This is a genomic window from Paenibacillus fonticola DSM 21315 (assembly GCF_000381905.1).
GTDB lineage: Bacteria > Bacillota > Bacilli > Paenibacillales > Paenibacillaceae > Fontibacillus > Fontibacillus fonticola.
Window position 1 is genome coordinate 69,518 of sequence record NZ_KB907261.1, and the last position, 19,807, is coordinate 89,324.

Below are 19,807 nucleotides of genomic sequence, written 5' to 3' on the forward strand. Positions count from 1 at the left end.
TAGGGAAATACCGGGGAGGAGATCGTGTTGCCCAATTGGCTTAGCAATCAAATGATGCGAGCATTTCATAAAAAGGATCGGCGCCAAATTCGACTACTTAACGATTGTTGGTTTTTTTACTACAGCCGCCGGAATAATAATGAATCAAGTCAATTTCAATAAAATTGGTAATGCCAGTATGTTTCTACAGCGAAGGAAGCATGCTGGTTTGTTTTATTTGTCTGATTTACCTGATTACTATACTAAAAACCCCTTCGAGTATGGGCGGCAAGCCCACTGCGAAGTGTAGGCTATTACGCTGCCAACTAAAAGGGGGGATTTATATTCATGAGGTCCCGAAATTGTTAGGTAGTCCTAAAAAACTCGCGGGAAACTCCTGCTTGCGGAAAACTCCTACTTCTTACCGTTAAGCTTGGCAACTAACTGCCGTAAAGCCGCACCACGGTGACTTATGGCCTGCTTCTCTGACACTGTCAGCTCTGCCAGCGTCTTTTCATAATCAGGCAAATAAAAAAGCGGGTCATAGCCAAAGCCGCCGTCCCCAGCAGGTTCCGCTGTAATCCATCCTTCCACTGTTCCGGCAGCCTCTGTAAATTGTCCGGTTGCAGGATCGTACAGTGCTAGATGGCATACAAAACGTGCCGTACTGAGCAATGGCTGATCTGTGTCCTCTCCCGATCGAAATCGCCCTAGCTCTCTAAGCAGCTTTTCATTGTTCGCCTCATCCGCAGCGCCTTCTCCAGCATACCGGGCCGAATATACTCCCGGTGCACCGTCCAGCTTGTCCACACAGAGCCCAGAGTCATCGGCAAGTACAGGCTGACCGAGGAAATCACCCACTTCCTTGGCCTTTTTCCGGGCATTTTCAGCAAATGTGTTACCATCCTCTATCACTTCAGGAACGTCAGGATAATCATACATACTCTTCACAGGCTTCTCCAAAAAAGCAAGTCCATGAGCAAATTCCCTAACTTTCCCTTGGTTGCGGGTAGCTACAATAATAGCCGTTTCCTGCCTATTCATCAGACACCTGCCTCTGGCTGCCTGCTGCCGATTTTAAGCGATACAGGCCCGAGTGCTTCACGCTGAATTTGAATCATTTCATGAATTCCTTGCTCAGCCAGTTCCAGCATGCTGTTTAACTCTTCCCGGGAAAACGGATTTTCCTCTCCAGTTCCTTGTACCTCAACAAACTGGCCTTGTCCGGTCATAACGACATTCATATCGACTTTTGCTTTTGAATCTTCCTCATAGTTCAGATCAAGCAGTGTCTCCTGGCCGACGATGCCAACGCTAACTGATGCCAAATAATCCGTAATAGGGAACACAGGCAATGAATGTTTCTGAACGATCTTGTTCACCGCCAATGCCAAAGCAACAAAAGCACCAGTAATCGAAGTTGTACGAGTTCCCCCGTCCGCTTGCAGCACATCACAGTCAATCGTTATAGAACGTTCGCCAAGGGCTTGTAAATCAACGACGGAACGCAGAGCTCTGCCGATCAAACGTTGAATTTCCATTGTGCGTCCGCTTTGTTTGCCACGTGCGGATTCGCGCTGGTTACGGGAATGCGTTGCCCGGGGGAGCATAGAATACTCCGCGGTAACCCAGCCTTTTCCTTGACCTTTCATAAACATCGGTACCTTCTCTTCAACCGTAGCGGTACAAATCACCTTTGTGTCACCAACTTCAATCTGTACAGATCCCTCTGCATATTTGTTAACGTTCACTGTTAAGTTCATTGGCCGCCGCTCATTTGCCTCACGCCCGTTTATTCTCATCGTAACCCGCCTCCTACTGTCATGCTGTCCTTGCCCTTACGCTTTTCCTGAAGATTTTTCCTTAGGTTCTTCTCAAATGATCTTTTCTTGGATCTTTACTTGAGATCTTTGAGTTCTTTTCTTAAGTTCTTTTCTTAAGCTTGCCTTACAACTCGAACTTTTGCTTACAAATGAACTTACGATGTCTTTACGCTTTCCCTATTCTACCAAAGTGTAAGCATAAAATCACCATTCCATTCTGCCTAGTGATGATCAGTTCAATGAATTGTCATTCTGAGTCATCCTGACTGCATTAACATGATTTCCTTATAACAAAAGGCTTGCCACAGCAAGCCCTCAGTTGACCTTAATATGCCCAAATATGAGCAAAATCTGAATAAAAAATAACTACAAAGGAATTTCATTGATGCTCTGTGGCCTTGAGACCGGCTCACTGTAATTTTGATTATCGAGTCCAACGACATTTTTCTCTCCGTTTAGCCAAATACGCACTTGATCTGCAGCCGTATTCTCCGTAACGGTAAGCACAACGGATTCCAGCATTTGCGCTGGCACTTTCTCACCAGACTCAAACATATCATCACTGATCGAAACGGTAACAACTCCATCCTGCGACTCATCTACATGATCTACGATAGTATTATCGGTAACTACCCGCTCAAGGCCATCACCGCGTATCGGCCCTTTTATAAGCTCATGCAGCGCTGATTGCACTCGATCCGAACCGCTGTTGACAAAACGGGTGACCGGCACGTAATATTGGATTCCTTCTGGCGTTGCCGCGGAGAAGTACACCGTAACAGGGCTGGTGAGAGATAAGCTCGTTCCACTGCTGATTTCCAGGTTAATTCCTACAGCACGAGTCAAAGCGCGATCCAATGGTGTGCCATCTACCGGCATTTCATTTAACTTTTCTCCATCCACCCACAATTGAACGCGCTGAATGTCCGGACTTTCGGTTAACGTCCAGGTAATTGCCTCCATTATTTTTCGTTCATCCCGGGCTTCATAATCCCGAAATGATTTAGAAAATTCAACAACAGCCAGTTGCTCCTCTTTTTGCAAGGTAACCGCGGTAACTTCAGTCCCTACAGGCAACACGCCTCTAAAGCCGGATGGAATCCGCTCAGCATAAACTCCATCCTTAACTAGCATTTCCAAAGCGCGAGTCAATTGGGTTGTATTTTCGTGTTCTGGCAATGACAGAGCAACCGGGGCGAGCAAGCCATGCTCATTCTCTAAATAAACCGTGGACAACTGACCTCCCGCGCTTAAGCTTGTCTGTTCTGCAGCCTCAAGGTCCGCAAGCATTTGGAGTTCAACGTCTGCAGGCGGAGGGTCAACTTGAGACGATGTTTTTGCTGCAAAAGGATTGCAGGCTGTTAACATTAACGGGAGCACGAGTACACCCGCTACAGCAGCATTGCGTAATGATCCGTTCCATTTCATCACCTGGGTTCCTCCCTAACATTTTTCTTAGGTTTGTATTACTATATATACGAGCCCCTTGTTTGAAAAATAACTAAATTTTCCGATAAGTGGACAAACTGCATCTTAGCCAAGTCAGCCAAAACCAGAAAAGCATACACTAAAGGGATAGAGGTGATTGGGAATGGAACAACCGAAAGCGAAAGTGCCTTATAGCTTAAATAGTAAAAAGGTCGCCGATGCCACAATGAAATGGCTGCAAAAACGCGGAGTAACTTTAACTGAAATCGCCGAGCTGGTCATGCTGCTGCAGCAGAAGTATTACCCGAGCCTGACCATGGAGGAATGCATTCACAATGTGGAGCAAGTACTCAGTAAACGAGAAGTACAGAACGCCGTTCTCACAGGAATTCAGTTGGATATTTTAGCAGAACAAGAGCTGTTAATCCCTGAGCTTCAAGATATGATATCCAATGATGAGGGGTTATATGGTGTAGACGAAATATTGGCCTTCTCCATCGTTAACGTTTATGGAAGTATTGGATTTACAAATTATGGTTATGTAGATAAGCTTAAGCCTGGAGTACTGGAACGATTGAATGATAAAAGTTTGGGTCCTTGCAATACATTCCTTGACGATATTGTCGGGGCAATTGCCGCTTCGGCAAGCAGCCGGATTGCCCATCGCAAACAGGCGGAACGCGAAAAACAGCACGGTGAAGATACGACGGATTCGGACCGGTAAAAAGGACTGGAAGTGAGGACTGGTGCTATAATAAACCTCCAAGCTTCCTATGGAATCTTGGGGGGCTCTGGCCTTGCCCCGCCGAATTCAGCACAAAAAACAAGCCAAGCTTCCCGTCGCTCGGCTTGTTTTCTTTCTTTTTCAGACTACAACAATTTATACAAGGGCTGGAAGGCTCTAAAGCGAATTTCCGCCCCTTCGTCCCCTTCCTTCGCTGCCCGGCCTTGGCGGACGAGTTCAAGCAGATGGGCCAGCGTCTCCGACATCGCAAAGCGCATTTGATGAATGCTCAGCCTAGTGCCAAAGAGAGCTTCACAAGCCTGGAATCCCGTCAGCGCCTGCTGCTCCAGCAGCTGCTCTATGTGCAGCAGCCTCTGCTCATGATGCTGTATCAGTATACGAGTGCGTTCATTAAAATAATCAAAAGGATTTCGATGCCCGGGAAATGCCATGGCAACATCATATTGCTCGAACTGTTTTAATGCAGTTATAAAAGCATGAAGCGGCTCGGGCTCGCTGTCCGGAATCAAACTGATATTCGGGGAAATTTGCGGCAGAACAGCATCCCCACAGAGCATTGTTTTTCCCTTCCTATCATAAAAAGACAAATGTCCAGGTGCATGTCCTCCACTCATAACGGCTTCCCAGCTTCTTCCTCCCATGATGACGGGAGCCTCTTCCGACACGAATGTAACCCTAGGGGAAGGTGTCACTTGCTGTATAAAACTGTTCATATGCCCGGGCAGCTGCTGCAGCCATTCCTCGGGCATTCCATGCTGCCGGAACAGGCAGGGCAGCGCTACATCCATCGTACTGCCCGTCCCCCATATACGCTCTGCCTCCTCAAAAGCTCTTCTCGACATTAAGACTGCAGCCCCTGTCAAAGATTGCATATATCCGGCAAGTCCATAATGATCCGGATGATGATGTGTCAGGACGATCGAAATAATATCATCGGGATGAATCCGCAGCTTTTTCCATACGGCTTCCCATTCATTCTCCGTCACTTCTGTACGCGGCCCCGGGTCTACAATTGTGATTCCTTCAGGACCGCGAAGCAAATAACTGTTAACCTGCCGCAGCGGCGGAGCCATCGAAATCGGGACTTGAACAATTCCTGCTTCCTTCCACTCCTGAATATCTATGGTTATCATAAGGAGCTTCCAACCATAATCATGCGGGGGGATGTTGCTGAATCATAGGAAATATCGCCGTATCCCCCATAGACATGCTCCAGTTGAAGGCCGCTCTGCTTCAGCATTTCGGAAAAATCCTCGCGATTATACAGTTTAATCCGCTCTAAATAATACCTAGGCTCGTCCGATGAGCCGTTCTCTATATTACTAATCGTAATGTGCTTCTTTACATATCCGTCCTGAATACTGCGTTCTTCAGTAATGTGCTGCCCCTCATCTACCCGCTCGGAACGAGGAACCAAATGATTCATCGTATACGACGGATTCAGGAAATCGATAATAAATTTCCCCCCAGGTTTAAGTACTCTGCGTATTTCTTTCAATACTTTAATGTGTTCCGCATCCTGCTCAAAATAGCCAAACGAAGAAAATAAATTTACAACTGCATCAAAACCACCTTCTAGCGGCAGTTGACGCATATCTCCTTTTAACCATGTAACAAGACCGTCAGGATCATTTTTTCTCGCTTCCCGTAACAAAACATCCGACAAATCGACACCGGTAACATCGTAGCCCGCTTCCACGAGTGCCATGGAGTGCCGCCCCATTCCGCAACATAGATCGAGTATCTTCGCTCCATCGGACAATCCCAGCCAGGAAATCATCGTATGTACTTCACGCTTCGCTCCCTGCACGTCGCGGTGCTTATATACAAGCAAATAATCCTCACCAAAGCTACGTTCATACCACTCAACCATCGTACTGTTCCTCCTTAGTTGCCTATTACTCCCCGACTATTTCTGCAACCCCATGCTTCATATTGTACGCCAGCCTTAGCCAAACGCAAAATATAAATTGTTACATGAAAAATATTACGCTCTACGATAAACCAAGCACCGTTCAAATAAAGAGTAGAGTAAAAAAAACGAGAGGCTGTAAATGGCCTCCCGCTGTATTGGCTTGTATTGGCTTATTTTGCTTATATTTGCTTTAACTCGGCTAGCAATTCGTTTGAGCTTATTATTCTGCCTGGGCTGGGGTATCCTCTGCAGCTTCATCCTCAACTTGATTGTCCAGTGTGTTGACGATTTTAGATTTGCTCTTCAGTTCATCAAGCCACGATTCAATCATTCCATATATTTGCTGGGAAACCAAGTTTTTCCTGACTCTTTCTTTGTTCTCATCGAAAGTCCCTTCGTTCGCTTCCTCACGGTCGGTCAGCTTAATTACCTTGTAGCCATCACTTGTTTGAATCGCTCCGCTAATTTCATCCTTTTGAAGCTTAAAGGCAGCTTCTTCTACAGCGGGATCTCCTTGGCCCCGTTCGAAATAACCGGTATCTCCGCCATATTCTTTTGTAGCATCGTCCAGTGATTTACTCTTGGCAAGCTCGGAAAAGTTTTGACCCTCTTTAAGCTGTTGAATAACATCGTTTGCCTCTGCTTCCGTTTTTACCAGGATGACAGACGTCCGGACGCGTTCTGGGCTCTTATAGATGTCTTTATACTGCTCGTACGTTTCCTTTACCTCTTCATCCGTTACTTTCGTTTTATTTTCAAGCAGCTTGTTGATCTTGATTTCCAGTTCAATGTTCTGTCTTAAATCCTCCATCGTCATTCCATGCTGCGGGAGCATTTGCTCCAATATCTCAAGGCTGCCATATGATTTCACGTAATTATCGAAAAGCGCATTGTAGTCCTCCTCGGAAACGACAACATTCGCCTTCTTCGCTTCCTGGTTGATCAGCGTTTCCGTAATCATTAGGTCAAGCAGCTGCTTCACCTGTTCTCCGTTATTTACTTTCAACAGTTTGTTGAAAAGATCATCTTTCGTAATCGCAGCCCCGTTTACCGTAGCCACATTTTTCTTGTTGCTTCCTACAAGCGGAGCTACCAGTACAGCGACAAGTGCAACCGCCAAAATAAGCGATATAACAGGCCATACTTTTCCTGAAGCAGATGCTGGAGAGGACGGTTCATGACCGCTTCCCGATTCATCATTCCCTTGAACATCGCCAGAAGCCAGTGTCAGCTCCGATGCATCAGCAGCTTGTCCAACGCCCTCAGTAAGAGCCTCGGTGTCTTCAGATAATGCAGAACCGGGCTCATCTTCAGCCGAAGCACTCTCCGAAAGCTCTTCGGTAGTTACGGTCTCCACCGCATCGGAATCGTCTGTATGGACTTCATCGGCCGCCTGTGGATTCTCGGATTGCACATTTTCCGAAGATTTCGTACCTTCCGATACCTCCGGCGCTTCAGGCTGCTTTACACTGCTCTCCTGCTCTGAACCGTTCTCTATTTCTTCTAATGATTCTTCATCTTTCTTATCTTTATCAACCATTTACCAAATAACTCCCTTCATCATCCCTAACGACTTGAGCCCTCAAATTTGAACTCCCAATAAAGAGATTAACAGAATTAACGGAAGCAAACATTAAATAAATATAAATTTAAACCGACTTTTATTAAAATCTGCTTAATTCACATTACAAACCAGTCTAGCGGTTACAATAACCATGTCAATTTTGCCGTCTCTTTGTATTCTCTTTGTATTCGTGTTAGCGCATAAAACGTAGTAAACTATAAGAGTCACAATAAAGCTGGGAGGATTTGATCAATGATGAGCTATGAATCCTATTTTCAAAAACACAGGGAACAGCATCTGAACGAACTAAAGCAATTGCTAACAATACCAAGCATTTCCGCACTATCCGAGCATAAGCCGGATATCGCCAAAGCAGCGGATTGGATTTCCAGCTCGTTATCGAGCGCAGGTCTGGAGAATGTGGAAATCATTCCGACCAAGGGGCATCCGATTATTTACGCAGACCATCTGCATGCTCCAGGTAAACCAACCGTGCTCGTCTACGGGCACTATGACGTTCAACCGGTAGATCCGCTGCATTTATGGGAGACCCCTCCATTCGAGCCTAGCATCCGGGACGGCAAGCTATACGCTCGCGGAGCAACGGACGACAAAGGTCAACTGTTTCTGCACATTAAAGCCGTAGAAGCCATTTTAAAAGAAGAGAAGCAGCTTCCGGTCAACATTAAATTTTGCATTGAGGGCGAAGAGGAGATCGCCAGCCCTAACCTCCCTCCTTACTTGGATGAGCACAAGGAAATGCTGGCCTCCGATGTGGTGCTCATCTCTGATACGGCTCTGCTGGAGCCGGGCAAGCCGGCCATCTGCATCGGGCTTCGAGGTCTGTGCTCCTTAGAGGTTACGGTACATACTGCCAATACGGATCTGCACTCGGGAACCTTCGGAGGCGGCGTACCAAATGCGCTGCACGCGATCGTTTCCTTGCTCGCCTCGCTCCATGACGACAAGGGAAGAGTAACTGTGGAAGGCTTCTATGAAGGAGTGCCGGAACTGACCCCCGCCATCCGCGAGGAATTCGCCAAACAGCAGTTCAACGAGGACAAACTCAAAGCTGATCTCGGACTAGACACGCTCTATGGCGAGGAAGGCTATAATTTCGTGGAGCGGATCGGTGCCCGCCCAACGCTTGAGCTGAACGGGGTATACGGCGGATTTCAGGGCGAAGGCACCAAGACCGTCATTCCGAAAGAGGCTCACGCCAAAATTACGTGCCGCTTAGTCGGCAATCAGGATCCGCAGGATATTTTGGACAAAATCGAAGCGCACTTAAAACAGCACATACAGCCTGGCGCCAAATTGAACATCTTCCAAGTCGAGAAGGCCCGTGCGTTCACCATCAATCCTGCCAATCCGATGCTGCAGAAAGCGGCGGATGCCTACGAACGCGTATACGGTACCCGTGCCCTGTTCACAAATGACGGCGGCTCCATTCCGATTGTCGAAACGTTATCACGCGTCCTGAATGCTCCGGCCGTCATGATGGGCTTCGGGCTTCCCGACGAGAACCTCCATGCTCCGAACGAGCACTTCAATCTGGAAAATTTCGATAAAGGGCTGTTAACGATCGTAGACTATCTGAAGTCGCTCTAGCACGATGACAAAAGAACCTTCTAGCACCCTCCATACAGCGGAGGAGCTAGAAGGTTCTTTAGCTGTATTTTTCCATATAAGATGAACTGAGAAATTCAACTTATAATAAATGGATTTATAGCAGTTAATTTCTGCGGCATGGAAGGAAAAATAGATTTAAATGGATTTGATGTCGTTAGAAGTAGGGCAATTGCCAATCATGGGCTGACGCTTGACTTTAGGTGCGTAAAATCCATCTAAACCCCTGTTCCATTCGCTTAGAGCGCGATTAGATGCATGAATTCCATCCCCTCGTATTTTAGGGATTATCTCACGAATGCTCAATCAATCGCAGGATTTTAACTTTCAAAAGTCAGGCATAGCGAGTTTAGTAAATGACATTGCGCTTTAACCTCTGTAGCCGCCATCGCTTGATTCGTCAAATCCAGACCGATCATTCGTCATGTGATTGCTCAATACGCTTTACCGATAAATAACATTTCCCTCTTCTTTGAACTGCTGCGACTTTTCCTTGAGGCCTTTGGTAATAGCCTCCTCATCTTCAAGTCCATGCTGCTTAGCATAATCGCGGATGTCTTGAGTAATTCGCATGCTGCAAAATTTGGGACCGCACATGGAACAGAAGTGAGCGGTCTTGGCCCCTTCCGCGGGCAGCGTTTCATCATGATACTCCATCGCCCTCTCCGGATCGAGCGAGAGGTTGAATTGGTCTCGCCAGCGGAATTCGAACCGTGCCTTGGACAACGCGTTATCTCTTTCCTGGGCTCCGGGGTGTCCTTTCGCCAGATCGGCTGCATGCGCAGCTATTTTATAAGCGATAACTCCCTCGCGAACATCATCTTTGTTAGGCAGTCCGAGATGTTCCTTAGGCGTCACGTAACATAGCATAGCGGTTCCAAACCAGCCGATCATCGCGGCTCCAATAGCGGAAGTAATATGATCGTAGCCCGGGGCAATATCGGTCGTTAGCGGGCCTAGCGTATAGAAAGGAGCTTCCTGGCAAATCTCCATTTGCTTATCCACATTTTCTTTAATCAGATGCATTGGAACGTGGCCCGGCCCTTCAATCATCACCTGAACGTCATGCTTCCAAGCGATTTTGGTCAGCTCGCCGAGCGTCTCAAGCTCAGCAAACTGGGCCTCATCATTGGCATCCGCAATCGAGCCCGGCCGCAGGCCATCACCAAGCGAAAAGGCGATATCATAGCTTTTCATGATTTCACAAATTTCTTCGAAATGGGTATAGAGAAAATTCTCTTGATGATGAGCGAGGCACCAGGCAGCCATAATAGAACCGCCGCGGGACACTATGCCCGTGACTCGCTTAGCCGTCATCGGAATATACCGCAGGAGCACGCCGGCATGGATCGTAAAATAATCAACGCCCTGCTCCGCCTGTTCGATCAAAGTATCGCGGTAAACCTCCCAGCTCAATTCCTCGGCCTTTCCGCCTACCTTTTCCAAAGCCTGATAGAGCGGAACCGTGCCTACAGGCACTGGCGAATTGCGGATGATCCATTCCCGCGTCGTGTGAATGTTTTTCCCCGTGGAAAGATCCATAATCGTGTCGGCGCCCCAACGGGTAGCCCATCTCATCTTCTCCACTTCCTCCTCAATGGAGGAGGCGACGGCCGAGTTGCCGATGTTTGCATTGATCTTAACCAAAAAATTACGGCCTATGATCATCGGCTCGCTTTCGGGATGATTAATATTCGATGGAATAATCGCTCTGCCTTCGGCAACTTCTTTGCGAACAAATTCCGGATCTACGTTTTCCCGGATCGAAATATACTCCATTTCAGGAGTGATGACTCCCTTTCTTGCATAATGCATTTGCGTCACATTGCAGCCGGCTTTGGCGCGCAGCGGCTTTCGCTTCAAGCCGGGGAAAGTCTCCGCTTGTTCTATATGCTTTTCTGCTTTATACCCGTTATCCTCGGGTTTCGTGCTCCTGCCCTCATATTCCTCCACGTCCCCCCGCTCCAGAATCCAATTTTTGCGATTCATTGGAAGACCTGTCCTTATATCTGCATGGTGGTTGGAATCTGTGTAAGGACCACTGCAATCATATACCCGAACGGGTTGATTCTCCTCTACCGCTTCTCCGCGGACGGTCGGCGTAAGTGCAATTTCTCTCATAGGCACCTGTATATCCGGCCGAGAGCCTTGAAGATATACCTTGCGACTGCCTGAAAAAGCTGAAACATTAGGGGTGACGGTGTTGTTGTTAATTTCGCTTGCCATTTCTATTCCTCCTTAGAATGAATGGGTTCAAGCGGAGCTGCTGCTGCCAAGTGCAACAAAAAAAGACCGCAACGAAAGAAGCGGTCTTTGTATACACAAAGGCTTGGACGTTTCCTCCGCTGGCATTACCCAGATCAGGTTATACGGTCAACAGCGCATTAGCTGTCCTCTCAGCCTGGTTGACCCAAGCTCCCGTGTATTCAATTCACCTATACATAATATATGGAAAAGAAGGAAGTGGCAACCCTTTTCTCAAAAACTAAGAGGCACTATGCCGCCATTTAGTTTCCTCTCAAGAAAGTTTTCTAATAACGCCCCATAAACTAAAGCTGATTTGCTCACTAAATTTTAATGTACAGCCAATGGTTCTAGGCAACAAAAAACCTTCTATTTCCTCTTCGCAGAGCGGATAAAGGTTATAGAAGGCTTACGGTTTTATGACGTGCCATGGCAAAACCGTCAAATTTTTAGTTCCCCAAGCTTGATAAGCTCGACAACCGCCTGCGCACGACCTTTTACGTTCAATTTCTGCATGACATTGGAGATGTGTTTTGAAGTACATCCAACTACGTAACCGTTATCCTGCGAGAGCAGCACGATAACTAGTTAAATAATTATTAATGGCGTCCTTTAAATAATATAAGGTTGATAAATCACAACAGTGACAAGCGATATTTTCAAAATCAACTCGATTAACACCTTTTCCATCTGTATAGGTTGAAAGGTAAGATATGAATAATTGCAACAATTGTTTTCCAGGTATTACTTTCTTGAACTCAGATCCATACATTGTAGTAATTCTTCTATCTATACTTAAATAATGTTTTGTAAATCCGTACATCTTATTTCTTTTATAGTCTTTAAACACCTTTTCTAAAAGATAGTTACCTACTTTTCTTTCATCAATTTCATATGGTTTTTTTTCATTTGTGAATCTAGCTATTGGTAGTTTCGCATTATCAACTGGAAGTCTTAATTTTTGAACTGTAATAAAAATTGTAACTAATTTTCTTGTCTGCTTTGAAATATTTTCAATCCACTTATCAAATTCAATTTTATGCTTGCATAATCTCTTGTTTTCATTAGTTCTGCCTTTAACAAAATTAATCCCAACTTCTTCATCAACCAAATAATTTTCAATCGAGTATCTTTCCAAATATATAAAATTATCGTCTCTAACTTTATTTTCTCCTTTAATATCGTCAAAATCTAAATCAGCTATAAAGAAACAGGGGACTAAATGTTCCCTATGTTCTTCAGCTTCATTTTTTCTATGGATATCTTTAAGATTCTTTTTGCCAGAAACTGCTTCAACTCGTATTTCAATTGAGGTATCTGAAAATAACCTCTGCATCAAAGTTTCGTAAATATGAACTCCTTTTTCATCTTCAATATATATTAAAACATCAGTAGTTTGAGTTAGAAGAACTGAAAATCCTAAATAACCATCATTACTATACGTTGGAATTTCGTTACTATCCATTAGTTATCTATCGCTCCTTAACAGCACACAATGATCCCTGAAAACTCCGACTATTTCAGGAGAATGAGTAGCAAAAATTAATTGCAATGAGGGAGAAACGTTTAAAATTGATTGAGCAAACTTTCTTTGCCATGAAATATGTAATGATAATTCTGGTTCGTCAATTATGTATATTCCACGTTTATTAGAGCTAACTTCAAAGATTAAATATGCAAAAAATATTACAATCTGCTTTTCTCCTGACGAAAGTTTTTCAAGACCCATTTTTTCTTTTCCGTGCTTTTGTTTGAACAGTACATTTCCTTCACGGTCATTTAATATTAATTCTTTATTACTCTCACTCAAAAAACCGTTAACAGTTTCAAGAAAAAGATTCATATTTCTTTGCAGTTCTGATTTTTTTTGATTTGTATCTTGGATAGTTTTTTGCCACTGCATGATACGATTAAGTTGTGGTAAGTTGCCCATAAAAGATAAAATATTTGTATCAAATTCCCTTTGCCCACCTGATTTTCTCCATTGTTCATAGATCTTATAACCATCAAACAAATTAGATATGAAAGCATCCATTTGTCTTTCAAATTTCGGGGTAAGCAATCGCATATCTTTAAAAGCCAACTTTAATTCATTAATTTTCGCTTCATTTAATATCCCTATTAACTTGCTGATATCCGTCAAAAATGTTTTGTCATCATAATATTGAAACGAAGATTGAAATATTTCCCTTCGCATACGCTCGTTAAGTTGTTCTAGTTCAAATCCTGTTTTTCTCTGATACTCTTTAACCATTCTATTGATATTTCTTAATGAATCATCAATTCCTCCAATCGGACGATTGTCACCTTCATTCCATTCTTCAATATACATTCTTCTTTGTTTTTCTCTCATAATTCTTTTTCTATGGTCATCAAGGTCATTACCTTCAAGAAACCTATTATCCCTAGATAATGGTAGGTATAGAATGTTCAATTCTTTGGATATTTGGCTTAATATTGCATCTAAGTTTGGTTCAGAATCCTCTCGATTGTTAATTCTAATATACCCTTCATCCCTGGTAGTAAAGCCAACAGGAATATCATAATTGTTCCATCTTAATACACACAAACCCTCAGAGTTATCAATATTAATTCTACGAATTTCTTCATCCACTTCATATTCTAATAAAAGTTCTTGAAATCTATATTTATTTAAAAAATCAAGATTTTTCGAAGCTAAGGAAGAAATAATATTTAATAGAGTTGTTTTGCCAGATCCATTTGCTCCGACCAATAAAGTTAAATCCTCATTAAAGTCTACTTTAATATCTTTCCAACCATACATCTTAGAGATTTTCATGTACCTTATCATTAAAGTTAATCCCCCCTAGGATAGACCTCTACGTTTTCAGTAGATGTTACACGACTTTAGAACTAGATTATACCATATAATTACAACCTTCGCACTTGCTTACGTTCTCTTTCCTGTTAGTACGAGTTATAAGAAACAGGGGATTAGGAGAATAAAACTATTAAGCATCGCTTAAAATTAAAGAATTGACCCGAGTACATTTTTACTGATGCTAAAAGCATACTCTATAGTGGACAGACATGTTTTTTGAAAACGATGCATGTGCAATTTATATTTATTGTTTTTAGACGAGCAATAAGCTTGACTATTGCTAATGGAATAGAAGCTAATTCTCCTCTATACATTAAACAATAAACCAAGCTTTATTTATCGCTTTTTAACTTATTCATGTTGTTCTTTGCTAGCAGTCTCCAACTCCTGCAACGACAACCCAAAGGTCGTCACTACCTGAATCTCACCATCACGGCTAACTTTAATTTCGGATAACAGCTTTTTCAGTATCAACTGCATCTCATCAAATGAATCCAAGTCCAGATCCAGCAGCTCATCCAGCATATCCATTACTTGCTCGTATAGCTCGGTTAAATCTGACTTTTTCTGTTTCTCCTCATTAACCTCTGTCAGCCTCTTCTCCAGTTGAACGATTTCCTGCTCATAGATAGCCTTCTCCATGTTATACTGCTGTTCATCATGGAACCCGCCTGACAGCTTCTCACGACGCAATTCAAACAGACATTTGCGATTATCTGCAATTCGCTTATGGAGCTTCTTCAACTCACCTTCAAGGTCTGACTGATTAATTTGAATGAGTCCTTTATGCTTTTCTAATAATTCCTCTGCTGAGGTTATATGTCTCAGAGCATGAGATAGTGAATGAATAAGGTCATCGCGAAAAGGATAGTAGGGGAGCCAAAAATCGTTATTACATCCAGCATCGCCTTGTCGTCGTCTTTTGGAGCAGACTAGATAGCGGTATTCTCTGCCATCACGGTCTGTTTTCTTGCTTTTGGATTTCATACTCACCATTGACGAACCGCAATGCGCACATTTGATTATACCTGCAAATATATTGATTTTCTGCCTTATCCCGCCGCGCTCACCACCGCCTCGTTCTAGCCGCAACTCTTGTGCTAACTGGAAAACTTCCTCATCAATTATGCCCTGATGAGTTTGCTCATCAATGGCATAGCGCCATTCGCTTTTGGGGCGCTGCACCTGTACCTTTTTTCTTTCTGACATATCGTTTACATTGGTGTATACCGTTTTTGTTTCATATTTGGAAAATCGATTTTTACCAATGTAAGCTTCATTTTGCAGTATTCGCTGAACCGTTGTAATGCCCCACAATCCATTTTTGGGAGAGGGGATGCCTTTATCATTCAAATAAGCCACAATTGCTTTTTCTCCCATTTTATTTGCCGTGTACATCTGAAATATCGCACGGACAGTGCTTAATGTTTCCTCATCAGGAACTAGCACCTTCAACCCATTTTGAACCACCCTCTTATAGCCATACGGAGCGCGACTACCAATAAAATTCCCTTTACGGGCTGATTCACGTTTACCACGACGGGAACTTCGGCTAATCTGTTCACTGACCGATTGGTTAATACTCGAAATAATGGAGAAGAGCATTTCACCGTCAGAATCGGAATCGTAATGATCGTCGATAGATATTAAACGGATGTGCAAGGCATCAACAATTTTACGTTTTAAGTTAATAGAGTCGCCAATGTCACGAGCAAAACGAGATAAGGCAGCAAAAATGATAACCTGAAAGGCACCGTTCTGAGCATCTCTTACAACCCGCTGTATGGCTTGTCTGTCAATGATATTCGTTCCTGATTCTCTGTCCTCATATATAATATCTTCACTGGTTTCCCAGCCCATATCTTCCGCATAATGCTTACATGCTGCAAGCTGATGCTCTGGGCTATCCTTCTGACTTTCCTTCGTCGTACTTACCCGTACGTAGATAGCTACTTTCGTCATGATTGATCATTCCCCTTATATAAAAGCAAATCCCTCTGGCAAAGCAAGCTCAAGCCAAAGGGACTGCTGGATGTTCAAATTTATGAATAGCTATAGATTAAATGGCACGTCCTAAAGCTGAGATTTTTTTTACGCGGTAATTATTGGCTTGATACTCATCTATGTTTTTATGAACAACCTGTTTGGCAAGTTCATCAATCATTTCACCCAGATTACCCTGCCCAGCCTGAATATGAATATGGTAAGCTTTATTTAAATCCCTTGACATCGGGCATTCTCCTCTCGAGCGTTCTCATGTTTATTTTATGTTCTATTGATCTTGTACCATGACCGATTAAATCGGAGTGGGCTGCTTTGCTCTATTTTCATGTGTCGCTGAAGTATAACCGAGTTCCGTAAATTTTCTAAATATGATTTATCTATATAAACTGTGCAAACACAGGCTGTATTTCGTAGTGAGGTTGCAATGGCTAAATCAGGTGAATTAGCTTGTCTTTCAGTTCATTCGTATTCTCTAAACGTATATTTGTAAGCTCTATGTACTTCGATTCTCTTTCAAAGGCAATAAAGTTTCTGTTCGTCATTTGAGTGGCAACAGCTTCGCTGCCGCTCCCACAAAACGGTATGAGGACAATTTGATCTGGATGCGAATGAAGATTAATCAGCTTGATTGAAATTTCCAATGGCTTCTGACAAGGGAATTTCCCATGTCTTTTTTCGAATCTTGGAGTCAATGCAGTTTCGAATACACTTTGAATGTTCTTGTTGTCATTGATCCTTTTAGCATAGTCCAAATTATAGGTTCGTCGTTTTCCTTTGCTCGCCCAAATAATTGATTCTGATGCAAAGTGCGGAGCATTGCCTGAAAAGTTTGGCGGTGGATTTTTCTTTTTCCACTCGTATTTAGCACGAATGGTGAAAGATGACTGTTCTATTAAGTAGCCGACTGTAAATATGTTATGGTGGGTCCCATATGCAAGCATTGAACCGTCAGGTTTCAATACTCGGTGACACTCATTAATCCAGGCTTCATTAAATGCCTGAAAATCATCAATTTTGTCCCAATCTTCCTTGAAGTAATTAAAACCATATGTTTCTTTCATATTGATCTTTGTACCGTTATTGCCAAGATTATATGGCGGGTCAGCAATAACCAGGTCAATGCTATTGTCAGGCAGCATTTTCATACCTTCTATACAATCTCGTTGGTAGATTCGATTTATTTGTAGTCCATTTAATAGTTTTGACATAACAATTGCTCCTTCTTATTAGAATGCTGATGCTTTTTATGCGTTCTTTTTCCAAACTTTAATTCAATGTCGCAGTGAACCAAGAATCCGACAAGCAATTGCATTATAATCTCCTGTGCTTAATATAGAATGATCTTATATTCTTCTTTCGGATGCAGCCTGAAGCGTACACTTTCGCAAATTGCATACCAGTCGCTATCCATTTCAAGGCGACAGGGCAGTTGAATCTTTCCCATATTAATATGGAAGATGTCCCCACAGTGCATAGAGAACTTGCGGTTCGCTTCTGTTATTGCTCTCCAGGTATCTTCGTTTTTATCGTACTTTAACGTGTAATAGTTGCCCATTCCAATTCCTCCGTTGATTTAGTTATTTTGTTATACTCTAAATTGGTTGTTAGTATTGTTCTGCTTCAACCGAGAACCCCGAAGGAAATTCCGCCCCACTGCCACCCTAATCGCAATACTGCGGTAGACGTCTTGCTCTCTACTGGGTAGGCTACGCTTCAGATTTGCTAACGCGGACTCTGATAACCGCGCCCTCTACAAAGAGGGGATTTATATGAGTAACAACCAATTAGAGGGAGCTATGGACAAAACAAAAACACCCATAGTATTCCGTTGTAGAGCTGGTTATCGTTTTTTCTTGGCATCTAATCTTTGTCTATCAGAGGGCAGATTTCTCCCGTCTAATAGCCAGAAACTAGATACACAAGTAAAGCAAAAAACGATCGATCACCAAGTGTATAAAACCACTTATTGGTGATACCAGCTCCGCGTGCCTTTGTAAGGCACCGGAAACTATGGGTGTACCATTTATAAAAGATTAAGTTGTAGTGGTCGCTCAATTGAGCTTAGGTAGAATATTATCATGGGTTAAAATGGATTGTCAATCGCTTTTCTGATTTTGTCGGAACCAAAGCTTATTCGTCACGACCTATTATCAGGCAGGACTTCCCCTATTAACTTAAAATAAATCTAATACCATCATCATAGGAGAAGGAGATTAGAGCGTTTATGAAAAAAGGTTTAGTCATTTGCCTGTTGCTTGTAACAGGTTTATTTGTATGGAGTGTTACTGCATTCGCAAGTGAGAACATCCAACAAATTGTTGAAACACAGCATGACAAGTCAGCTTCGTTTATCAGATTGTTTATTTCTCTTGTTGTACTCGTGCTATTTATTGCAATCGCTAGGACCCTATTTTTATTCCAGTACTATAAGAACATTTTTGGAACCAAGGAAGCTTTATTGCGCATCGCATTTAATTCTCGCTCCCTTACCACAACGAATGTTCGTCATTTAGCCAAGAACCCCTTTTTACAACAGTACAAACAGGCAATTGTCGAAAAATCAGGACAAGGAATTGCTTTTGGCTTGGATACTAATATCCTTATGCATCATCCAAGCGAAACCTTTGAGCTATTAAAAAACGAACATATTTTCATAAGCAGAGAGGTTCAGAAAGAGCTAGACGGATTAAAAAATAATTCGAATACGGAGACTGCCACAAACGCAAGACGAGCTTTCAAAGCGATTGAAGATGCACAAACGCAGGGGCAAGCGTTAACCATACTGCCTTCTGTCAATTTTAAAACACTTACCGAGCTTAAATTAACGGATACAATGGATGACCGTATCCTGGCTGCTTATTTGCAAATATACAAGCAGGGAAAAGCAATCCTTTTCCTAACCAATGACCGCGGTGCCAAAATTACGGCAAGAAACGCAGGAATGCCTGTCTTGGAAGTAGAGCAGTCTTCAAAAGGTGCAAAAAATTCTTGGACAAGCTTTATAGTTACTGGCGTGTTTGCTTTAATAGTGTTAATCGGACTTGTTGGGTATAATGCTGTTTCCTTTTTCCAAGCAAGTAGTCAAGTGAGCAAAGGTTTTTCTGATGCACGCGCCTCTTTGTTTAATAAAGCGAATATAGACTCAACCGATTACGATAAAATTATTGAGCAAATTAACGAGGATACAAGTCACATTTACAATTATAATAATGTCAGCCAATTTGTTGAGCCTACGGAGAGAGGTTATGCTATTTTGCAGTCACTAAAAGCAATGGAGCATTCTGAGCGAGCAGAGCCTACCTCCGAGCTAAGAGAAATTTTGCAGCCGTTAGCCAAACAGTATTATCCATCCATTCAATTATCCAAAGAAACGGATGAAACCATTCAAGGAATCTTTTATTTTGGTCAAAAAGATATTCGCTTTGGTTTGCTCATGCTGAATTGGCTTACTAGTGGAAATGATGATGATCTGCGCGAACTTCTTGCCATTGATTCATCCGCTGTCGGAATCCAGCTATTTACTGACTACGACAACCTAGATCAAGTCAAACACGACATCATCAATATCGTGAGCTATGGACCATTCGATAACTAATCCTAAAATAGAAAAAGCATGGGAGAAAGGATGTAGCCC

17 protein-coding genes, 1 pseudogene and 1 riboswitch are annotated in these 19,807 nt (G+C 43.1%); of the genes and pseudogenes, 4 read left to right on the plus strand and 14 right to left on the minus strand.

What is annotated here, in order from left to right:
- The first annotated feature begins 27 nt into the window (after positions 1 to 27).
- Positions 28 to 162, plus strand: coding sequence for a cortex morphogenetic protein CmpA (cmpA, locus tag G358_RS33150; RefSeq protein ID WP_157274405.1), 135 nt, complete (start codon positions 28 to 30; stop codon positions 160 to 162).
- A 231-nt stretch (positions 163 to 393) separates the two neighbouring features.
- On the opposite strand, the gene G358_RS0117335 is transcribed toward cmpA, so the two are convergent.
- The 3 genes from G358_RS0117335 to G358_RS0117345 form a co-directional block, all read right to left on the minus strand.
- Positions 394 to 1,023, minus strand: coding sequence for an XTP/dITP diphosphatase (locus tag G358_RS0117335; protein WP_019638508.1), 630 nt, complete (start codon positions 1,021 to 1,023; stop codon positions 394 to 396).
- A complete protein-coding gene (gene rph, locus G358_RS0117340) occupies positions 1,023 to 1,781 on the minus strand; it encodes a ribonuclease PH (RefSeq protein ID WP_019638509.1) in 759 nt (252 codons plus the stop codon). Before rph ends, G358_RS0117335 begins: the two co-directional genes overlap by 1 nt.
- Before the next feature lie 387 nt (positions 1,782 to 2,168).
- Positions 2,169 to 3,230, minus strand: coding sequence for a GerMN domain-containing protein (locus G358_RS0117345; protein ID WP_019638510.1), 1,062 nt, complete (start codon positions 3,228 to 3,230; stop codon positions 2,169 to 2,171).
- 163 nt (positions 3,231 to 3,393) lie between these two features.
- Here G358_RS0117345 and G358_RS0117350 point away from each other — a divergent pair, with 163 nt between their 5' ends.
- Positions 3,394 to 3,954: a phosphatidylglycerophosphatase A family protein gene (locus G358_RS0117350; protein ID WP_019638511.1), complete on the plus strand. Its 561-nt coding sequence runs from the start codon at positions 3,394 to 3,396 to the stop codon at positions 3,952 to 3,954.
- A 146-nt stretch (positions 3,955 to 4,100) separates the two neighbouring features.
- On the opposite strand, the gene G358_RS0117355 is transcribed toward G358_RS0117350, so the two are convergent.
- From G358_RS0117355 to G358_RS30345, 3 genes are all read right to left on the minus strand, one after another.
- On the minus strand, positions 4,101 to 5,108 hold the full coding sequence (locus G358_RS0117355) for an MBL fold metallo-hydrolase (protein ID WP_019638512.1): 1,008 nt from the start codon (positions 5,106 to 5,108) through the stop codon (positions 4,101 to 4,103).
- Positions 5,105 to 5,848: a class I SAM-dependent methyltransferase gene (locus G358_RS0117360; RefSeq protein ID WP_019638513.1), complete on the minus strand. Its 744-nt coding sequence runs from the start codon at positions 5,846 to 5,848 to the stop codon at positions 5,105 to 5,107. Before G358_RS0117360 ends, G358_RS0117355 begins: the two co-directional genes overlap by 4 nt.
- A gap of 262 nt (positions 5,849 to 6,110) precedes the next feature.
- On the minus strand, positions 6,111 to 7,430 hold the full coding sequence (locus tag G358_RS30345; protein ID WP_019638514.1) for a peptidyl-prolyl cis-trans isomerase: 1,320 nt from the start codon (positions 7,428 to 7,430) through the stop codon (positions 6,111 to 6,113).
- A 279-nt stretch (positions 7,431 to 7,709) separates the two neighbouring features.
- On the opposite strand from G358_RS30345, the gene G358_RS0117370 reads away from it, so the two are divergent.
- The gene (locus G358_RS0117370; RefSeq protein WP_026342321.1) at positions 7,710 to 9,065 is read left to right on the plus strand and encodes a dipeptidase; all 1,356 of its coding nucleotides are present in this window, start codon (positions 7,710 to 7,712) and stop codon (positions 9,063 to 9,065) included.
- A gap of 462 nt (positions 9,066 to 9,527) precedes the next feature.
- Here the strand turns inward: G358_RS0117370 and thiC are convergent, their stop codons facing one another.
- The 8 genes and pseudogenes from thiC to G358_RS0117410 all read right to left on the minus strand — a co-directional run bounded on the left by thiC (position 9,528) and on the right by G358_RS0117410 (position 17,728).
- Positions 9,528 to 11,309, minus strand: a complete 1,782-nt coding sequence (thiC, locus tag G358_RS0117375; RefSeq protein ID WP_019638516.1) for a phosphomethylpyrimidine synthase ThiC — start codon at positions 11,307 to 11,309, stop codon at positions 9,528 to 9,530.
- 94 nt (positions 11,310 to 11,403) lie between these two features.
- Positions 11,404 to 11,515: riboswitch (TPP riboswitch) on the minus strand.
- A gap of 253 nt (positions 11,516 to 11,768) precedes the next feature.
- A pseudogene (locus tag G358_RS32425) lies at positions 11,769 to 11,858 on the minus strand (LuxR C-terminal-related transcriptional regulator); the annotation flags it as partial.
- Between the two features lie 28 nt (positions 11,859 to 11,886).
- Positions 11,887 to 12,792 (minus strand): DUF4435 domain-containing protein, encoded by a 906-nt coding sequence (locus tag G358_RS0117380; RefSeq protein WP_019638517.1) that lies wholly within the window; start codon positions 12,790 to 12,792, stop codon positions 11,887 to 11,889.
- 3 nt (positions 12,793 to 12,795) lie between these two features.
- Positions 12,796 to 14,139, minus strand: coding sequence for an AAA family ATPase (locus tag G358_RS0117385; protein ID WP_019638518.1), 1,344 nt, complete (start codon positions 14,137 to 14,139; stop codon positions 12,796 to 12,798).
- Between the two features lie 381 nt (positions 14,140 to 14,520).
- Complete coding sequence (locus G358_RS0117390; protein WP_019638519.1) at positions 14,521 to 16,131, minus strand: recombinase family protein; 1,611 nt, start codon at positions 16,129 to 16,131, stop codon at positions 14,521 to 14,523.
- Positions 16,132 to 16,228: 97 nt separating this feature from the next.
- Positions 16,229 to 16,399 carry a hypothetical protein gene (locus tag G358_RS33155; protein ID WP_019638520.1) on the minus strand — a complete coding sequence of 57 codons (171 nt, stop codon included), beginning with the start codon at positions 16,397 to 16,399 and terminating at the stop codon, positions 16,229 to 16,231.
- A 202-nt stretch (positions 16,400 to 16,601) separates the two neighbouring features.
- The gene (locus G358_RS0117400; RefSeq protein ID WP_019638521.1) at positions 16,602 to 17,381 is read right to left on the minus strand and encodes a DNA-methyltransferase; all 780 of its coding nucleotides are present in this window, start codon (positions 17,379 to 17,381) and stop codon (positions 16,602 to 16,604) included.
- A gap of 119 nt (positions 17,382 to 17,500) precedes the next feature.
- A complete protein-coding gene (locus tag G358_RS0117410) occupies positions 17,501 to 17,728 on the minus strand; it encodes a DUF5348 domain-containing protein (RefSeq protein WP_019638523.1) in 228 nt (75 codons plus the stop codon).
- Positions 17,729 to 18,397: 669 nt separating this feature from the next.
- Here G358_RS0117410 and G358_RS0117420 point away from each other — a divergent pair.
- Entirely contained in the window at positions 18,398 to 19,768 is a 1,371-nt protein-coding gene (locus G358_RS0117420; protein ID WP_019638525.1) for a PIN domain-containing protein, read from the plus strand.
- Positions 19,769 to 19,807 lie beyond the last annotated feature (39 nt).

What these genes read in the sequence shown, in the direction of transcription:
- G358_RS0117335 (WP_019638508.1), bottom strand. Translation starts at nt 1,023, where the DNA reads ATGAATAGGCAGGAAACGGCTATTATTGTAGCTACCCGCAACCAAGGG.
- rph (WP_019638509.1), bottom strand. Translation starts at nt 1,781, where the DNA reads ATGAGAATAAACGGGCGTGAGGCAAATGAGCGGCGGCCAATGAACTTA.
- G358_RS0117345 (WP_019638510.1), bottom strand. Translation starts at nt 3,230, where the DNA reads ATGAAATGGAACGGATCATTACGCAATGCTGCTGTAGCGGGTGTACTC.
- G358_RS0117350 (WP_019638511.1), top strand. Translation starts at nt 3,394, where the DNA reads ATGGAACAACCGAAAGCGAAAGTGCCTTATAGCTTAAATAGTAAAAAG.
- G358_RS0117355 (WP_019638512.1), bottom strand. Translation starts at nt 5,108, where the DNA reads ATGATAACCATAGATATTCAGGAGTGGAAGGAAGCAGGAATTGTTCAA.
- G358_RS0117360 (WP_019638513.1), bottom strand. Translation starts at nt 5,848, where the DNA reads ATGGTTGAGTGGTATGAACGTAGCTTTGGTGAGGATTATTTGCTTGTA.
- G358_RS30345 (WP_019638514.1), bottom strand. Translation starts at nt 7,430, where the DNA reads ATGGTTGATAAAGATAAGAAAGATGAAGAATCATTAGAAGAAATAGAG.
- G358_RS0117370 (WP_026342321.1), top strand. Translation starts at nt 7,710, where the DNA reads ATGAGCTATGAATCCTATTTTCAAAAACACAGGGAACAGCATCTGAAC.
- thiC (WP_019638516.1), bottom strand. Translation starts at nt 11,309, where the DNA reads ATGGCAAGCGAAATTAACAACAACACCGTCACCCCTAATGTTTCAGCT.
- G358_RS0117380 (WP_019638517.1), bottom strand. Translation starts at nt 12,792, where the DNA reads ATGGATAGTAACGAAATTCCAACGTATAGTAATGATGGTTATTTAGGA.
- G358_RS0117385 (WP_019638518.1), bottom strand. Translation starts at nt 14,139, where the DNA reads ATGATAAGGTACATGAAAATCTCTAAGATGTATGGTTGGAAAGATATT.
- G358_RS0117390 (WP_019638519.1), bottom strand. Translation starts at nt 16,131, where the DNA reads ATGACGAAAGTAGCTATCTACGTACGGGTAAGTACGACGAAGGAAAGT.
- G358_RS33155 (WP_019638520.1), bottom strand. Translation starts at nt 16,399, where the DNA reads ATGTCAAGGGATTTAAATAAAGCTTACCATATTCATATTCAGGCTGGG.
- G358_RS0117400 (WP_019638521.1), bottom strand. Translation starts at nt 17,381, where the DNA reads ATGTCAAAACTATTAAATGGACTACAAATAAATCGAATCTACCAACGA.
- G358_RS0117410 (WP_019638523.1), bottom strand. Translation starts at nt 17,728, where the DNA reads ATGGGCAACTATTACACGTTAAAGTACGATAAAAACGAAGATACCTGG.
- G358_RS0117420 (WP_019638525.1), top strand. Translation starts at nt 18,398, where the DNA reads ATGAAAAAAGGTTTAGTCATTTGCCTGTTGCTTGTAACAGGTTTATTT.